Below are 17,345 nucleotides of genomic sequence, written 5' to 3'. Positions count from 1 at the left end.
CTGGTTAACTTTTTGGTGCAAGAAATTTAAAGGGAGTTGCCGGCTTAAACTGCGAAGATATTTCACCACCAATATCACTCGGGGTATCCAGCTTCATGGATAAAACCTTCGCCCCGTTTTTAAAATCTAAACTACTAAAATCCAACCACACTACCGAAGGATTTATCACTGAGTCAAAGTAATATCGCATTCTCTTTTGATCTATCACTGAACGCCACAAGGTCGAAGCAATATTAGGTTTCTCAGGATCACTCATCCCAAGGGGCACACTCACAGCGCGTATTTGTGAGAAGACTGAGGCAATTGCCTTTCGATGATCTTTAAAATTTGGTGATGACTCAAGGGCAAAGCTAGCACGGACAAAACGATCTGCTGCAGTTATGGTACCTGGCAGAAAATTCTCACCACCTATCTGGCTCCAATAAGCATTAATCGCCAGCTGTTGGCTATATATCGGAGAATTGGTCATGACCTTGTATTGCTTGCCATGATGAACCTGTAGTGCTCCATTGATATATTCGAATATCGCAGAATCCCCACTGGGATCGGAGATCGAAATATGCGCAGTAGCGGGCTTACCATCGGGCAAATCAGCTCCTATCACAGTAAATGGATCTGCCTCCATCGCAGTAACCACTTCATCAACAGTTGCATAATTGTCCAGCATATATTGAAGCCAGGCTCCAACTGAAATGGTCGGTTTTCCACGTTTTTGAGGGTTCCCATATTCAGCCTCAGCCAGATAAAGTAGATTCCCAGCCAAACCCGCCTCATTAAGGCCATCAGAAGTTGCCGCCTCATAAATACTTATTACTACCGAACCGTACTTCGAAGTCCAAGTTATCGACTGTTGGCCAACACCTCCATTTCTCTGCATCCCTTTTGGGAACAACCAAAAGTCCATTGCAGCTGTGGTATCACTCCAGTCCATACTTCTCCCTGTAATATAAGAACCATCACCAGCCTCATAAAAAATTCTAGTGCAGGCACCGGCATTGCTTTGGCTCAACCCAACAAACAAGATCAGAGCTGTACCAACTAAACCGCGAACAAATTTATTGTCCATCATCTTTTCCCTGATATCCATGCCATTAATTTCCTTTTAAATTTTTTAAAGTCACACTGACCAACCACTAATCAACCCTATTTTAATAACAATCAGGTCATCTTTAATGGCCAAGTCTAGCTTTAGCTACCAGCAATAAACGACAACATAAAGAAAGAGGCGAAAGCGATTTAACTGAATATTTCCACCTAACCCTGACCTCATAAAAAGACGCTTAAACATTCATTATGAAGATCGTCCACAAGCCTTAAAGCGATCCTGAATCTCACTATCTGATAACGTGAACCACAACCGTTTGATACATCTAATTAGAATCCCTTGTGATTAGGCACGACAGGAGCATTTCTGTCATATAATTCTACGTTATGATTTAATCAAATTCTGACTGCAGTAGTATTCAGTACAATAAAGCCAGTTAATATCAAGCCCTTCTATCAACATTCAATCAGCAAAGACGGGATTTTATGAACACTATAGGAAGATTGGTTATTCTTGTTCGTGACTACGAAGAAGCTATTACTTTTTACCGTGACAAACTTGGTTTTGAAGTATTTATTGATTCAGAGGCTCCGCCATTAAGATTCGTTCACCTTCGCCTACCCGAACAGAAAGACATGGGTATTTGGCTCTTACAAGCCTCCTCCAATAGTCAATTGGATCAGGTTGGCAGGCAGACGGCGGGTCAACCCTGTGCAGTTATTTATACAGAGAATTTTGATAATGAATATAAGCGCCTAATAAACAATGGAGTAAAATTTACTAAGCCAAGAGCCTCAGACTCCAACGCCGAGTTTGCCCATTTTGAAGACCTGTATGGCAATGAGTTTATACTTGTCCAGCTGCAAACAGAAGTCGTTGATTAAACTGCTTTTTCTACCAAACTTGCCACTGCTAGCACTCAACTACGGTGGCAGGGGTTCAATTTAAATCTCTCCGAACTCACTATCTGCGCCTCATTCATTCGTTAGTATAGAAGCCATACTATTGCAAAACTTACTGTTTACTTCTCTTTCTCTATCACATATAAATCGGGCAAGACTCGTTCTACATGTACCAAGCCCCATACTTTTATACCTCTTGATCTAACCCGAGCTAATTACAGGTCAAATTTTCAGCATCGGGGTGTGCATAACCAGTCCAAAACTGGTACACCAAAGAATAAAAGGAAGTTTGTTTCTTAACATAATAACACTCAAAACATATAGGGCCCTGCAGGCCATTGAACTACGGGCACTAACTCAAAGAATGAAGCAGCCCAAGGCTCAACACTATCATTTGGAAGTACCATGAAAAGAAACTTGATAATGCTGGTACCAGGACTTACCCGTGTCACCAGTACTGCACAATTGTCCGAGTTTACAGAGGGGCTTATTGCCGCGAGTGAACGTATACCACTCACCCCCATAGCGGCGCCCACTATTCCCCCGGGCGTTCAGCGTTTACGAGCCACCTCCGCAGGGCAAGAGATGGAACTGGACCTGGTTGAAGCTTATTGGAACGACCTGGTACCCAGTATTACCCAACAGACATTAAAAAGCCGCCTCGCGAGGGGCTTTTCACTTATTTGGTTCTGGCTCGCTAATTTACATATTTGGAAAGGGGTACTGCGGCGCAAATACCTCACCTTTGGGCTAACCCTGTCGGCACTAGCCTTTATAGTTTGGTACCTAGGTACCATTATACTATTTGTTGAAGCTATTGAACCTGCTACTGATAATCCATTCTTCCCTCTAGTAGAGGAATTGAAAAGATCTGTTGAATATATTGGTGGCTGGCGTATTTGGGCAGTGGCAACAGCGATTGTCACTCTCATGCCCGTATCACTACTGGTTGATATCTCAGATTTTTGTAAGCGCTACCTAACCAATGAGCCCGCGGCCAGAGGTAAACCCGCTGTGCGCTTTGAGATTATCAGACGTGTGCGCGAGCAACTGCAAAGCAGCCTAGCCTTAGAAAACTACGAATCAGTTACAATAGTCGGGCATAGCTTTGGTAGCGTAGTTACTGTGGATCTCTTTGCAGACCTTCCCTCCTTTGACACGCCAGTGCGTATTCTAACCATGGGTTCATTAATCGAAGTTCTGGGTAAACAGGCCCCATGGCTACAAAACGAAGTTCTAGAGTTATCCCAGCGCGATGATCTGATTGAATGGATTGATATCAAATCCCACTCCGACTGGTTTGCCAGCGGCTCAGCCGTACCTGAAGCTCATAATTGCTATGAGAGGGTAATCGGTTCTTATGGCACTTTTCCAGATAAAATCGCGGCCAAAGTACATTCCCGCTATTTCGACAATCAGGAAGCAGTCAGATTTCTATTGTCATATTTTGAACGGCAGGATTCAGCTAAAGTTTGTAAAAATGAAGAAGCCTTAGAACCAGCTTAATGAAAGTTGAGAGATAGTAGCTATCCATCTATCGCTTAGTTGAAGTAACAATCAGAATATCCATAAACGTCAACAGCAAGGAGAGTACAGATGTTGTCCACCCCACCCAAGGTAGCATCCGCTCTGTTATACATAGTTCTGGCTCTAGCCATCAGCAGTTGCTCCCAGCTAGCTCCAAGATATGATGCGGAACTCTATTCAGATCTCACTGAGGTAAATGCAGAACTCATGCAGTTCTTTTCCTCAGTTTCTCATGGTACAGATAAAGACTCCTATGCTAAAAGAGACCAAAACTACCATGCATTAATTGGCAGGATTGACGCCTTGGCGATGCAATCCAACACCCGACCAATGCCCAATAAAGATACACTCAAGAAAATCAACAACTATTTGAGTTCTAGAGGAGCAGATATCGTTTTCAATGAGCAGCCACCCAGTGTCAATTCACTTAAAAAAATCTCTAGCAGTCTTAATCGAATGCGCAAAGAAGACGAAGACAAGGGGCTTCGCTCTACCATTGTGGTGCTTTTCAAGAATGAAGTTGTAATCTCTATGGACCAGGCTTTAACTTACGAATCCTTCTTAAACCGCTGAGGACTTTGCCATGTCACTGGACGTAACCCAATTGATCTCAGATATTAAAGATGCCGCCTCTACCGTTATTGAGCATGACATCACAGAAATCCGTGGTTTCTCAGAGCGCCAGTTATCCGCTCTAGCCCTTCAGGCAAAATTGATTGCCAAAGCCATCGCGGAAAACGAAATTGGTGAGGACTTGAGAGATTACTTTCTTGATTCTATCGAGGATATGGCTTTGAATTTTGCCAGAACCCTCCGCGGCCTTCTCGCTGTAACCATAGAAAAAATCTGGAATGCCGTCGTGGGAGTAATTTGGACCGCATTGGAAGCCTGCACAGGTATTTCATTAAAAATTGCTTCCTGAGCATTCAGTAATTATATAGCCCCACAAATGTCACGGACTGACTGTGGGGAATGCCATGATGTAATTGTTTTTATATTTCAAGCAGTTTTACGGAAATAGCATTCTTCATTACCGCCACACTGCCCCTCTAAATCAGCTTCAGACTCCGTGAACAATTCAAGTAGCCATCCGGGAAATATCGAAGTAATCCTTTGCTAAAGATAAGTCAATCCGCTTACTTCTTCCTCTTCAAGGTTAATATCGATAAGCGCCCAGCGGCTTAAAGACACATTAGCAAACAGAGAATAATAATTGGCCTTGCTGAAATATGGGGTTAAGGTTGGACTACTGGCGTGGAGTGGCTGGCTCAGATAAATCTGGCCAGCAACCCTGACCCCTACTTTTAAACGGTTAGGGGAGTTCTCCGATGACCCTACCCTTTAACAGAACCAGGTGTCTGCGACTGCACTCAAACTATTGCAGCTCAGCCACAAAGGCTTTCACAGAAAAGGCGGCCCCGTTACGACCATCCTGCTGAAAGAACAATAACCTACAATCTCTGCAGGCATTGATGCTGAACATTCTATCCTGCCCCGCCAAATTTTCGGACAAAAAACAACCAATTCGTCATTTGGAAACAGCTCACTAGCTGCCGCGCCCCAGTTTCCGCATAATTAACGTCCGCACACGCAACTGAACACCAAATGGCCTGATGTATGTGGTTTAAGAACCTTCGTATTTACCGCTTAACCAAAGAATTCTCTCTGGATGCCGAAAAACTAAACGAGCTACTGGAAGCCCAGGCATTTGTGCCTTGCGGTAGCCAGGACAGTGTCCGCTACGGTTGGGTCTCTCCCCTGGGCAGACACGGCAATCAATTGGTACATGCCACCAATGGCTACCTGATGGTCTGCGCCAAGAAGCAAGAAAAAGTTCTACCAGCAACCGTTATCAATGAGAAAGTAGAAGAAATGGCCCAGGCCATTTCAGAAAAAGAGGCCCGACAGGTGGGCCGCAAGGAACGTCAAAACCTCAAAGATGAGGTACTGCTGGAAATGCGGCCCAAGGCTTTTGCACGGTCCCGCTTGCACTTCGCCTATATCGCCCCGCAGGAAGGCTGGGTAGTGGTTGATGCTTCCTCTGCCTCCGCCGCTGAAGAGTTATTGGAAAATCTACGCGAAGCCATTAGCAGCCTCGCGGTAGTCCCTCTATCAGCCAAAAACCTGCCACAACAAACAATGACCCACTGGCTCACCGCTCCCGAGGCCCCCGCTCAATTTGATTTCGGACACGAATGCGAACTGCGCGACCCAAAGGACAGCGGCAGTGTGATCCGCTGCAAAAACCAAGACCTATGCGCCGAGGAAATTCACAACCACTTGGTTGCTGGCCTGCAGGTACATAAATTAGGGTTGGTTTGGCGCGGCGGGGTCGATTTCCTGGTGGACGACCAACTCTCCGTGAAACGGGTAAAGTTCAGCGATGAGCTGCTGGAAAAGGCAGATAACACCGATGCCGAAAGTGCGGCGCTGCGCTTCGATGCAGATTTCGCAGTAATGGCACTGGAAATTTCAGCCCTAATCAAGGATCTACTCAATGCCTTTGGTGGCGTTAATACCGAATCTGCCAGCGTAGAGGAGATGGTCGCTAAAGCCTCCCGCTCTGAAGCTGAAGAGCTGGCGCGAGAAGTAGAAGAAGTGGTCTTCTGATAGCCCTGTTTTACTGCAAAAGAAATGAATGGAGCAGTGAACAATAACCTGACCTTGAGCGGGACGAAAGCCCCGCCCAAGGTCAAAGTGTCGCTTTCTGAAGCTCAGATCTCCACAACTGGTCGGCCCGGCTCACCCCACAACACATGGTATTTGCGCTGCTCGGGCTGATCTACCCGTGAAAAGGTGTGCGCACCAAAGAAGTCCCGCTGCCCTTGCAGCAAGTTGGCTGGTAGGGACTCTGAACGGAAAGCGTCGTAATAGCTCAGAGCTGAAGACAGCGCCGGTACCGGAATGCCATTGAGAGTTGCACTCGCCACTGCCTGGCGCCAGTTAGCCTGGTGATCGGCGATCTGCTGGGTAAAGAAGTCATCTAATAACAAATTAGAGAGTTTGGAGTCTCGATCGTAGGCGTCACTAATCGATTGCAGGAATACCGCACGGATTATACAGCCGGCACGCCAGATTCTCGCAATTTCCGAGAAGTTCAGCTGCCAGCCCTGCTCCCGCGCAGCCAGTTTCATCAGGTCAAAACCTTGGGCGTAAACACAGATCTTGGCGCAGTAAAGGGCATCGTGCAGCTGCTGGATCACTTCCTCACGCTGCTCTGCCGCTACCTGGGTGAGAACTGGGCCCTTAAGTTTCTGCGCGGCGCGGGTGCGCAAAATTTTGCGAGTAGATAGGGAACGGGCGTAAACCGCTTCGGCAATGCTCGGCGCAGGGCAGCCTACTTCAAGACTGCTGATAGCCGTCCAAAGGCCGGTCCCCTTCTGACCCGCACGATCCAAAATCACATCCACCAGCGGTTGTTCGGTAACAGAATCCAGGGTGGAAAGCACTTCAGCACTGATATTAATCAGGTAGCTGTTTAACGGGCCTCGATTCCACTCACGGAACACTTCGGCAATCTCCGTCGGTGACATCGCCAAGGCACTGCGCATCACATGGTAAGCCTCGCAGATCATTTGCATATCCGCGTACTCGATGCCGTTATGCACCATTTTTACATAGTGCCCAGAACCAATAGGGCCGATATAAGCCGCGCAGGGCTCACCCTCTTTCACCGGATTGCCCGGCTCAAAGCGCTCTATAGGCTGGCCACTGGTCTTGTCCACTTTGGCCGAAATCGCGTGCCAAACGGGCTCGATACGGCTCCAGGCGTAGCGATCGCCACTGGGCATCAGAGACGGCCCAAATCGCGCACCAACCTCACCACCGGATACTGCCGTTGTAAAGAAGATCAGCTTACCTTCATAGCGCTTGGCACGCTCTACGGAGTCAGTCCAAAGGCTGTTACCCGTGTCCACAACAATATCATCAGCCTTGAGGCCAGCATCCAACAGTTTGCAACAAACATCATCTACTGGCGCCCCTGCAGGTACAGAAAGAATGATCAAGTGCGGTGCTCTGACCTTAGCCAACAACTCAGTGTATGAGTTACAGGTTTCCACGCGCGCAGGCCGATCACCACGTTCCTTTTTATCCTGTTCTAGCAGTGCATTGAGCCGGTTGTGATCCAAATCAAAGGCACAGACCCGATAGCCATTATCAGCCAAGTTCAAGATCAGGTTCTTACCCATCACACCAGCGCCAATAAAGCCAATGTCGCACTGTGAATCAGACATCAAATTCTCCGTCATAAGATAGGGGGGCTTTCAAGGGCGCGGAGTATAACAATATGAGTCCAGGGCAGGGAGAGCAAAAACCAAACAAAACCGTCCCCAGTCACAGTAAAAACGGCTTGTGAAGTAGAAACTGGTACAGGTTATCCCTTCGCCAAGGACTTCCTCAAATTAGCCAGTAACGTGATAGCTTTTATCCTTTAATGCCAAATACACGCTCAGTATGCCCCACAAAAGCCTGCCCGAGTTAATTTTGATATTTAAAGCACGACAAAAAGACCTATGCAAAATTACACGCTGCCCGTTGATGCTAATTCAATCCACAACAAGACATTTACTGGAAGCCTCACGCTTTTCATCGGGTTTCTAACTATTTAGATATTTTCAAATATATTTCCTTTAATTCCCAACTCAAGTGAAAATCATACTAACGAAAGGCTATAAATAGTCGATATTTTCTTAACTGCTCAGGACTGGGAATACATCGACAGATTAAATCGACCCCATGGAAAAATTACAATCAACAAAACCTTCCCATAACCAGGAACCCAGCCACCGATAGTGTGTTGTTATTAGCAGTCATAACACCCCACCAGGAACCATTTTATATACAAACATGAAATAAGAATTGAAATAAAGTTAAGAAAACTGACAAACCAAAAGCTATATAAGCACTTTTAACTCGTTCAATTTAATAAGAGAACAAATCCTAAATTCCTGTATCTTTGCACAACTCAAAACACATCAAAAATCTTAATAAAGATCAACAGAACAAAAATAATATAAATCTGCGAATGTCACTATCAACAATATAATACCTTTTTCTTATGTACGCCAACCTACCCCCACCCGATTCATAAATAAAACCAACCTATTAATAGATTGAGTTTGAGGATAGGAAATACGCCCCACAAATAAATCTGCGTCTATTTGGGCTAGACATCCCCCCAACGGTCGTCCCAACTCGTCTTTATAAATGGAAGGGGTTGGAACTGGGTCGGCTCCTATTATTTAGGTCAACTAAGTTTCATCACTTTCCAGCGATGATGAACGCTTCAAAAGGTAGCGCATATAAATTGACCAAGCATCAAGTAATGTGCCTGCATTAATAATTAACAGAAATATTAGGAACACGATTATTATGAAAAAGATCCTTACCGCTGCTTCTATCTGTTTAGCCTCTTTTGGGATAGCCGGGCTGGCGAATGCAGAAACCTGGTCTCCCCCAGGTGCAATCGCCCTAGCGAGTGATGGTAACCTCGAAGTAGAGAAAGGTATCCTGCTTCAATGTAAACTTTCTGGAAGTGTCGACTCTACAGGAGCAGATGCCTCGGTTGGAAGCCTGGCCCTCTCGGGAGGTTTCCTTAACATTTGCGGCACTATTTCTTTTAGCGGGCTACCATATGCCCTTGTAGGACATGCAAACAATACTGTAACCCTAAAAAATGTAAACGTAGCAGCTGTATCAGGTAATTGCGCGGGAGATTTGAATGGAAGTTTCGACCAGTCAACAGGCAAAATTACCTTTAATGATGCCCAAATACCTAGTACTGGATCAGGATCTCCCTGTGTTATAAATGGCGTTGTATCTACCAATCCACAATCATCATTCACTGTACCCTAGATAACCCCCTATAATTTAGACGCACGGGGTACTATCAGCAATAATGATGGTGCCCCTTATACAATTAATTGACCTATAACAAAACACCCGCCTAACCTAACTACCCTCAACTCACCCATCTCCAGCCAAAGAACCTAAGCTTTAGCAATCGGCTAAAAATTCATAAAGAAATATTCAAAAAACTGGCAAATTAACAAATAGCAAGTTTACATTTAAAAACGCACCTCAATTTGTCAGAAGAACCTATCCAACAGATCAAGGTGCTCTTAAAGAGGCAATTAACATTTAAATCTGTCAATCAACCATAATCGCAGAGTTTAAAACCCTTTACTTATACTGAACCCAACAATACGAGGCTCTAAAGTAAATACATTTGTGGTGAGACCTGAATCATCACTATTAGTAAACATGTCTGTGATCGGTGCATCATCAAATATATTCTTCACATAGAGCTGCATATACAATTCTGAGTTAGGATGACTCAAACTGACTGAAGCATTGAGGTTACTCCAGGCCTTTAAACGGTCATACTCTGTATTGTAAACCCTTGCGTAACTCTCTGATTGGCGATAATAGTCAGTTCGCAAAGTTAGGTCCCAATCTTCGATAGGAATTGTATGCTCCACTCCCAAATTTACTGTGAACCGTGGGGCATTTGGCAGTTCATTGCCACTTAAATCGGCGGCAAAGCCTCTCGCTCCATTCGGTGCATCAGTGAGCGGGTTATAGGGGTCGATATTTAGCCACTCATGGAAATACTGGCTAGACTCTATTTCCGGTGTGAAAGAACCCCATCTACCCGTAGTATCACATAAAGCCCAAAGCATTAATGGGTATGGTATTGCAAATGTCGCCTCCACTACATCTTTCGGCGCAACACAGTTAGAAGGAACTTGAAGACTTGGACGAACAACTAACCAATCCTCATGTCCTTGAGTACGGTTCATTACATCAATAGACTCTTCACCATCTGCAATACGGGTCTTTAGGTAACCCATATTCATATCTAGCCGAGTGTTGTCTGTAAGCTGCCATGCTAGTTCCAGCTCAATCCCCATACTCTCTGCATCAAAGTTTTCGTTTAACGAAATACGGTCAACAATTTGGGAAACTTGATAGTCGCTATAGTCATAGTAAAAAGCATTAGCGTTGAGAGTTAAGCTGCCATCAAGTAAAACATTCTTTGTTCCAATTTCAATTGCATTAACAAATTCAGGTTTAAAAGTTTCATCTAAAGGTTGGTATTGCACAACGTTGGGATCAATATCTGCGCGAGGGGGATTGGTGCCGCCCCCTTTGTAACCGTGGGCAAAGGAGAGATAAAGCATAGTTTCATCGGTAAAGGGCGTATCTGTACGCCAGTCTAGTACAGCGCGCCCAGTGTACTCCTTCCAGCTTTGAGTAACGGCATCACCCTCCGGATACCCTTTATAAACCAGCCCCCCAGAGGCAGGGCCAGGAACGATCTCACCGGTATCATTATCAGTTTCTGTTCCCAGTAATAACTGACTGGGTACCGGTGTGGAACGCTTGCGATCATTCGTGTAGCGTAGACCAGTGGTAAGCTTTACATCATTATTAATTTGCCAGTAGGTTTCACCAAAAATAGCCCAGGATCGTGTTTCCACTAGATTTCGACTGAGGAAATAATTATGACCTTCCTCATCAATATTCTTTAATGAGTTGTAATCCACATACATACAATCTTGAAAACCCTCAATATTCTGAGGATCCGTGCAATTCTCTGTACCCAAGCCAGCCTCAGGATCATCAACGCCATTGTATACATGCTCGGCAATCAAGGAGAACATATTATTAAATACAAAATAATCATCCTGAGTTTTAAAATCTAAATAATTAGCTCCCACAACAAAATTCCAAGGGCCATCAAAGGATGTTTGCAATCTGAATTCTTGACTCCACTGTTTGTTATCAGATCGGCTGATATCCACTGCCAAGACACCATCCGAAGGACCTAACTGTGGATCGGTGTAGATCCCATTAGGCGTAGGACCAGGATCCAATCCATATTCAGTAGAATCACTAAAAATCGAGTCTGACACATACCGGTTGTAATCTTGGGAAGAGTAATAGTCGTCCTTGGCATAAGTCGACTGGGAATAAAATGTAAGAGTATCACTCATTTCCCATGCAAAATTTAACTGTACCAAGTCATTCTCAGCGCGAAACACAGGATCAAAACTGGTAGCAATTTCACGCAAATCCCTGGACTGCTCAGCATTGGCATAAGGATTTGGAAGAAATTCCTTCATTACCGGATAATAGCCTTGAAGAAGTGCTTGTGGAGCAACAACAAATGCAAGCCCCTTAGCATTGGTTGTACCATATGCTTCATCACTATAGATTGAGCCGGGTAAACAACCTTGACTAAAAAAACCTGTGAAATTTTCTGGTACTTCAACATCTCCAATCATTGAAACGCCTGGATCTGTCGTACAGAGCTGCTTCCCTGTACGTGAACGCTTATCATCCTCCTCAAAATGCTGCCAAATTAGATTGGCGCTAAATGTTTCTGAAGGCTCCCACTCAAAAATTGCCCGAGTGGAATAAAGATCACGATCATTAACGTCATTGTCTGTATAGGTATTAGTATCAAATCCATCGCGCTTGGTCATAGCACCGGAGAGGCGTAACCCCATGGTCTCCCCAATGGGTAAATTAAACATACCGCTAGTACGCTTCGAATTATAACTACCTATCTCCGCTTTAATTTCAGAGGAAAACTCATCCTCTGGCATAACCGGCAACATATTAACCACACCAGCTGTGGCATTACGACCATACAATGTGCCTTGTGGTCCGCGTAGCACTTCCACCCGCTCAACATCAAAAAACTCCTGCTCAAACAACCTGTTACGAATCAATGGAGCATTATTAAAACTCACTGCCACTGCAGGATCTGTGGCGGCAGAAACTGCCTTGGTGCCAACACCGCGAATGGAAAAGTTATAGGTACTAAAATTTGATTTGGAGAAGTTTACATTCGGTATCGCCCGTAGTAGTTCCTCACCACGTTCGATCTTCAAGGCATCCATGCTATCCCCAGAGAGTGCCGAAACTGCAATAGGAACATCTTGGATACTCTCCTCAATTTTCTGGGCCGTTACCGTCACTTCCTCGATCGGCTGTTTGGAGCGGCTACTTCTTTCCGTATCCTGTTCCTCCTGGGCTAGGGCCGCAGTGGAAACGGTTGACATCACCAGACAGGCTATTGCAGCACTGTACCAGGGCGTTGTTTGATTGAGCGGATTGGTGGCACGAATCGCTTGTGCAATCAAATTTTTTTGCTTACGCAGGCTCATCATCATTCTGATTCTCTCTATTATATTTTCTCTGTTTTTCTGTCAGCCAAACACCACCTTATCTCAGGCCTAACTAGGTTTAAGACGCATTTACAGCACTGTCGGGGGGATCTAACCCCAGATTTTTTAGATCCACATTTACTAAATATTCGCCCCCAGAAATCAAGGAGATTAAATAAAACAACAATTAACACAACCAAACAATAGCGGTGACCAAAAGTTACAAACTCCGCCTTCTCAGCGTTACACTCACTAAAAAGGGCAACTTATTTCAAGCAGGAAGCTCTCACCTTTCATAAATAAAAAAGACAAGCCTCCAAAAGGTCTTTTCGAGTGTAGTTCAAGTAAGTGCAAGCGGAATTACAATTGGGGATAAATATAGCTTTTTAGAAAATCTTTAAATCTGCAAAAACCATCTGAAGATGAAGGAGACAATAAAAGTAGAGAAGTTTTCTATTTGAGAGGCAAACATCAATATGCTTAGGTGATTAGGCGTAAATTCAAGTACTAGATTCTAAAATTTGCACAGATAGACTTAACCTGCAATTTAAAATACTTGTACTTAACCAATCTTTAATTGGATGATAGCCTGATTAAATATCCAAGAAAAACAGGTTATGAAACCTCCTCCACTGCCCGCCTAACCCTAATTAATGCGCGCTGGATAAGTTCCTTTACAGATTCCTTGGAGATCCCCATGCGTTCGGCAATATCCTGATAAGTCAACCCCTCAAAACGGTGAAATTTAAATGCCGCCCCTGCACGTGGTGGCAGCCCCAGAATTGCTTTTAAGACGCACCGACAATCCTGCATACCTATTACTGTACGCTCCGGTGTAATAACATCGGGAATTTCATAATCAAGGGAAAGTGACTCATGGAAGGCTCGACATCGAGACTTGTGGTACCGACTGTGACTAACCAACAGATTTTTAGCTACCGTATAGATATAGTTTCTTGGATTTTCTATCTCTATATCGGACTGATTAAGATGCCAGTGTAACTGAGCAAAAACCTCTTGCACTAAGTCATCAACATCAGCTGAAGTTACTCGAGAAGAAAAGTATCGTTTTAATCCTGGGCGATACTTATCCACCCAAGCTGAAATATCTTTTTGATGAAAATTATCCATAGTGAAACACACATGTGATTCAAATGATATTTAGTGCTCCCCAGACACAGAAAAGATTAGACAAACAACCAATGCAAAATCCACGAAATCCAGAAATTTATTCTTGTTATTTATCTGTAACAACTCCCCCCCTAAAAATCAGGCCAAGCAAAACATAAAAACTACTTGGTCACAGCAAAAGAAGATTAAAAACAACCACGTTAAGGAGAGTTAACAGAATAACCTCACAAAATTTTTTGATAAATGCTTGAAAGGACTATTTGAGCAAAATGAAACGCCTTTTTATAACTGAGAGCAAAAAATCAAATAATCTCCAGAACTATTTTCCCACTTCTCATCCTCAACCTGAGTATCAACAAAATTAATCGAAGTTAATCTACCAATCGAGGACCTTTCAAGCAAACTGTGCCGCCCCCACCTTGTTCCAACGAGAGATTCCCAATGCTCATCAACTCAGAATTGCCAATCATTCTATGCAAAGCCGTCCTCACATATAGATAGCGCCAACCAAGCAAATCGCAAGATGGTACAAATGCATACCCTTCGGAGAGTAAAGAGTTATGAAATCAAGCCATAGGACTATCGTTTGAAGCAAGAGGTTGAATTGAATGACAATTCATGATCTCAATAACATTCAAGACTGAAAGCTCCAAGCTTACGAATATGAAAGGGTTTCAATCATTTCAGCAAAGGTAAGAGACCCACCTCTTTTACCATCAGCTGGCTCAATCAAGATTTTTCAAGTATAAAAATACAAAAAATTCACTCTAGGGAAGGATTGTAGTCAATGAGTTTTACTTTCAATCTCCATTTTTTAAAGGTCTTTCTACTTTTAAGTTTCCTTGTTGGTACAACAACCACCCATGCCAAATCCCCTGTTAATGAAGAGGCATTTACTTTCACGACCTGGAATAAGCAGACTGCAGACGGCTATAAGGGCTTCTTTGAGGCAATAGAGAATCGTAATAATCCAGAAAGCCGCTCGCTGAAACTTCACTATGTACGCTTTCCGGCAACCGGAAAAAAGTCGGGCCCGCCGATTATTTATCTTGCCGGTGGCCCTGGTGGATCGGGCATCATGGCCGTCAACTATCGTTTTGATATGTTTATGGCTTTGCGGGAGTACGGCGATGTGATCGCCCTGGACCAGCGTGGCACCGGCCGCTCCAACGATCTGCCTCACTGTGAATCTCGGCAGGTTGTTCCCGCCCTGAAAAAAACAACTGATAGCCAATACATCGAATATCATCGCGAAGCTCTGCGTGAATGCCTAGCATTCTGGCATCAAAAGGGGGTCGATCTAGCCGGTTACAACACCCTGGAAAACGCTCGCGACCTGGAGGCGCTGAAACAACATCTGGGGGTAGAGAAGATTGTGTTATGGGGCACTTCTTACGGCAGCCATCTTGCTCTAGCGGCAATAAGGGAGATAGAAGGCTTTATAGACAGAGTGATCCTTTCCAGTGCTGAGGGCTTGGATCAGACTGTTAAATTACCCGCGCGAACGGGTTCTTATTTAGATCGACTGCAACTCGCCCTGGACCAGCAACCCACAGCCAAAGCGGCCTACCCTGACATCAAGGTTCTTATCGATAGAGTGCACACAAAGCTGGAGCGAGCCCCAGTCAAAATCCAGATCCCTCAGCGGGAAGGCCACACTCTGGATTACCTGCTTCAGCGTAGAGACATGCAACAAATTGCCTCCGCTTTTATTGCCGACCCCAAAAGTGTCGCCCACTTGTTAGGTTTCTATCGAGCTCTTGATTTGGGGCATGTTCCGGCTTTCGATCGAGTTCCCAGACGCTACTTCCCCGATGGATTCTTGAGTCCAGGCTCTCCAATTTCCCTGAGTGCCATGCCAACGGCAATAGATATAGCCTCAGGTATAAGCACACAGCGAAAGTCTGAAGTGAAGGAGCAAGCAAAAACCGCCCTGTTAAGTGACTATCTCAACTTTTCCTATCACTACGATGGCTTGGCTGAGCAGTTGGACCTGGGTGATGCTTTTCGCAGCAACCCCCATAGCAATATTCCCATTTTGCTATTCAGTGGCACTCTTGATGGCAGAACTTACATAGAGAGCCAGCATGAGGCAATGGCAGGACTTAGTAATGCCACACTGGTAACAGTAGAAAATGCCGGTCACAATTTATTTATGGCATCCCCAGCGATACAAGACACCATCAACTCGTTCATGGAGGGGCGCCCAATCGAAAAAACCACTCTTACGGTGGATTTACCAGATTTTTCACCACAATAAGGCTTGCCCACCCAGATAGCGGCAGGTCAATAGTGCCTGCTGCCATATCCAGCCCACATTCCCTCGTTTACCCAGCCCTTGCACATTAATCTTTCAATAGATGAAATTGGAGGCGGGGGATGACCAATATCACCGACGAAGTTCATCGTGGTGCCATTTGCGACCTGCGAGCGTTGCAACAACCCGGTCTACAGACTTTCAAACGATATATTCGTGGAAGCTTGCCGGGACCGCCCTTTTGGCGGCTCACAGGTATGCAGCCAACGGAAGCAGGGTTGGGCAAAGCCACCTACTCAATGCCCATCACTCCCTGGCTGGCAGACGGCACCGGGGTCTACTGGGGTGGTATTTACGCGATGTTCGCCGACGCGCCCCTCGCCTCTGCCATTTGGACGACTCTCCCGGCCGGTAAAGTACTCAGCACCTCTGAGTTGAATATGTGTTTTATCCGGCCAATTACCAGCAACACCCAGAATATTGTCGGCCGGGCCACGACTGTACATTCCGGTAGCCAGGTGGGGCTCTCCAGCATCCAGATCAACGATCAAGATGGCAGAACCCTCGCCTATGGAAGTACCCGCTGCCTAATTGCAGACTTCCCAGTCAATCCCGATCAGGAGCTACCTCTGCCAGACCTGGGACCAACCGATCCCCCAGACCCCTATCTCAGACCGCCACCCAAACCCTATTTCTGTGATATGGGGCATCTGCCGGAACAGGTACCTATTGAGCTTCAGCGAACTACCATCAATGAGGGCCGCATTCACCCCGTATGGTTGCTCACCGGTTACCGCGCCATCGAAATCGAGAACGGCCGCTGTATTTCTACCATGCCCTCATCCCCCTGGTTCTCTAACGGCACCCTGTCTATCTACGGAGGACTGCTGGCCTGGGCGGCGGACTTCACTATGGGGGCGGCCGTATATTCCACCTTACCGGCGGGGAGCATATTTGCCACCTTAGATATGCATATCCGCTTTGCAAGACCGGCCAAGCTCAACAGTGGGGACCTGATCCTCGAGGCGCAAGTTCTTCACCGCGGCCGCCAGCTACGGGTTTCCTCTTGTAATATCGATACCCCCAGCGGCAAACGCGTGGCAATTGCCACGGGCTCAGCACTAATGATTCCAGGGGGTGCACAAATGTTGAGCGATGGTAAAGAGCCCGATGAGATCATTGCTACCGCTACCTCTGGTAAGCCCTGGACCCCTTAAATCAAATTCCCTGCCAGCACCGCGGCTATCTTCAGGTAAAATGCCCCACATCTATGAAAGGGGTAAGTCCCCAATTACACTTTGACC

Annotated in this window: 12 protein-coding genes; 8 read left to right on the top strand and 4 right to left on the bottom strand. The window is 45.5% G+C overall.

Features of this window, described 5'->3' with window-relative positions; translation table 11 throughout:
• Window positions 1–4: 4 nt before the first annotated feature.
• Window positions 5–1,087: a bile salt hydrolase gene (locus ACJJIV_RS17845; RefSeq protein ID WP_444889808.1), complete on the bottom strand. Its 1,083-nt coding sequence runs from the start codon at window positions 1,085–1,087 to the stop codon at window positions 5–7.
• Between the two features lie 443 nt (window positions 1,088–1,530).
• Here ACJJIV_RS17845 and ACJJIV_RS17840 point away from each other — a divergent pair, with 443 nt between their 5' ends.
• The 5 genes from ACJJIV_RS17840 to rdgC all read left to right on the top strand — a co-directional run bounded on the left by ACJJIV_RS17840 (window position 1,531) and on the right by rdgC (window position 6,084).
• On the top strand, window positions 1,531–1,929 hold the full coding sequence (locus ACJJIV_RS17840) for a VOC family protein (RefSeq protein ID WP_444889807.1): 399 nt from the start codon (window positions 1,531–1,533) through the stop codon (window positions 1,927–1,929).
• A 423-nt stretch (window positions 1,930–2,352) separates the two neighbouring features.
• Window positions 2,353–3,453, top strand: coding sequence for an alpha/beta hydrolase family protein (locus tag ACJJIV_RS17835; RefSeq protein ID WP_444889806.1), 1,101 nt, complete (start codon window positions 2,353–2,355; stop codon window positions 3,451–3,453).
• A 90-nt stretch (window positions 3,454–3,543) separates the two neighbouring features.
• Window positions 3,544–4,047: a hypothetical protein gene (locus ACJJIV_RS17830; RefSeq protein WP_444889805.1), complete on the top strand. Its 504-nt coding sequence runs from the start codon at window positions 3,544–3,546 to the stop codon at window positions 4,045–4,047.
• A gap of 10 nt (window positions 4,048–4,057) precedes the next feature.
• Window positions 4,058–4,396 (top strand): hypothetical protein, encoded by a 339-nt coding sequence (locus tag ACJJIV_RS17825; RefSeq protein ID WP_252082473.1) that lies wholly within the window; start codon window positions 4,058–4,060, stop codon window positions 4,394–4,396.
• Between the two features lie 695 nt (window positions 4,397–5,091).
• Window positions 5,092–6,084, top strand: a complete 993-nt coding sequence (rdgC, locus tag ACJJIV_RS17820; RefSeq protein WP_252082475.1) for a recombination-associated protein RdgC — start codon at window positions 5,092–5,094, stop codon at window positions 6,082–6,084.
• A gap of 104 nt (window positions 6,085–6,188) precedes the next feature.
• On the opposite strand, the gene gnd is transcribed toward rdgC, so the two are convergent.
• Window positions 6,189–7,709, bottom strand: coding sequence for an NADP-dependent phosphogluconate dehydrogenase (gnd, locus tag ACJJIV_RS17815; protein ID WP_444889804.1), 1,521 nt, complete (start codon window positions 7,707–7,709; stop codon window positions 6,189–6,191).
• Between the two features lie 1,138 nt (window positions 7,710–8,847).
• Between gnd and ACJJIV_RS17810 the strand changes: the two genes are divergently transcribed.
• A complete protein-coding gene (locus ACJJIV_RS17810; RefSeq protein ID WP_252082480.1) occupies window positions 8,848–9,330 on the top strand; it encodes a PraA/PraB family alkane oxidation protein activator in 483 nt (160 codons plus the stop codon).
• Between the two features lie 317 nt (window positions 9,331–9,647).
• Here the strand turns inward: ACJJIV_RS17810 and ACJJIV_RS17805 are convergent, their stop codons facing one another.
• Both ACJJIV_RS17805 and ACJJIV_RS17800 read right to left on the bottom strand, forming a co-directional pair.
• On the bottom strand, window positions 9,648–12,659 hold the full coding sequence (locus ACJJIV_RS17805; protein WP_444889803.1) for a TonB-dependent receptor: 3,012 nt from the start codon (window positions 12,657–12,659) through the stop codon (window positions 9,648–9,650).
• 609 nt (window positions 12,660–13,268) lie between these two features.
• Window positions 13,269–13,784 carry an RNA polymerase sigma factor gene (locus ACJJIV_RS17800; RefSeq protein ID WP_444886774.1) on the bottom strand — a complete coding sequence of 172 codons (516 nt, stop codon included), beginning with the start codon at window positions 13,782–13,784 and terminating at the stop codon, window positions 13,269–13,271.
• Between the two features lie 787 nt (window positions 13,785–14,571).
• On the opposite strand from ACJJIV_RS17800, the gene ACJJIV_RS17795 reads away from it, so the two are divergent.
• Both ACJJIV_RS17795 and ACJJIV_RS17790 read left to right on the top strand, forming a co-directional pair.
• A complete protein-coding gene (locus ACJJIV_RS17795; RefSeq protein ID WP_444889802.1) occupies window positions 14,572–16,044 on the top strand; it encodes an alpha/beta hydrolase in 1,473 nt (490 codons plus the stop codon).
• A 119-nt stretch (window positions 16,045–16,163) separates the two neighbouring features.
• Window positions 16,164–17,258, top strand: coding sequence for a PaaI family thioesterase (locus ACJJIV_RS17790; RefSeq protein ID WP_252082487.1), 1,095 nt, complete (start codon window positions 16,164–16,166; stop codon window positions 17,256–17,258).
• Window positions 17,259–17,345 lie beyond the last annotated feature (87 nt).

Source organism: Microbulbifer mixtoriginis (SeqCode) (assembly GCF_052466765.1).
The sequence above is the reverse complement of the archived record's forward strand: the minus strand, read 5'-3'. Positions and strand labels throughout refer to the sequence as shown.

Coding starts and splice junctions, on each gene's coding strand:
- ACJJIV_RS17825 (WP_252082473.1), top strand. CDS start 4,058: ATGTCACTGGACGTAACCCAATTGATCTCAGATATTAAAGATGCCGCC.
- ACJJIV_RS17800 (WP_444886774.1), bottom strand. CDS start 13,784: ATGGATAATTTTCATCAAAAAGATATTTCAGCTTGGGTGGATAAGTAT.
- ACJJIV_RS17840 (WP_444889807.1), top strand. CDS start 1,531: ATGAACACTATAGGAAGATTGGTTATTCTTGTTCGTGACTACGAAGAA.
- ACJJIV_RS17835 (WP_444889806.1), top strand. CDS start 2,353: ATGAAAAGAAACTTGATAATGCTGGTACCAGGACTTACCCGTGTCACC.
- ACJJIV_RS17790 (WP_252082487.1), top strand. CDS start 16,164: ATGACCAATATCACCGACGAAGTTCATCGTGGTGCCATTTGCGACCTG.
- ACJJIV_RS17795 (WP_444889802.1), top strand. CDS start 14,572: ATGAGTTTTACTTTCAATCTCCATTTTTTAAAGGTCTTTCTACTTTTA.
- ACJJIV_RS17805 (WP_444889803.1), bottom strand. CDS start 12,659: ATGATGATGAGCCTGCGTAAGCAAAAAAATTTGATTGCACAAGCGATT.
- ACJJIV_RS17830 (WP_444889805.1), top strand. CDS start 3,544: ATGTTGTCCACCCCACCCAAGGTAGCATCCGCTCTGTTATACATAGTT.
- ACJJIV_RS17845 (WP_444889808.1), bottom strand. CDS start 1,087: ATGGATATCAGGGAAAAGATGATGGACAATAAATTTGTTCGCGGTTTA.
- rdgC (WP_252082475.1), top strand. CDS start 5,092: ATGTGGTTTAAGAACCTTCGTATTTACCGCTTAACCAAAGAATTCTCT.
- gnd (WP_444889804.1), bottom strand. CDS start 7,709: ATGTCTGATTCACAGTGCGACATTGGCTTTATTGGCGCTGGTGTGATG.
- ACJJIV_RS17810 (WP_252082480.1), top strand. CDS start 8,848: ATGAAAAAGATCCTTACCGCTGCTTCTATCTGTTTAGCCTCTTTTGGG.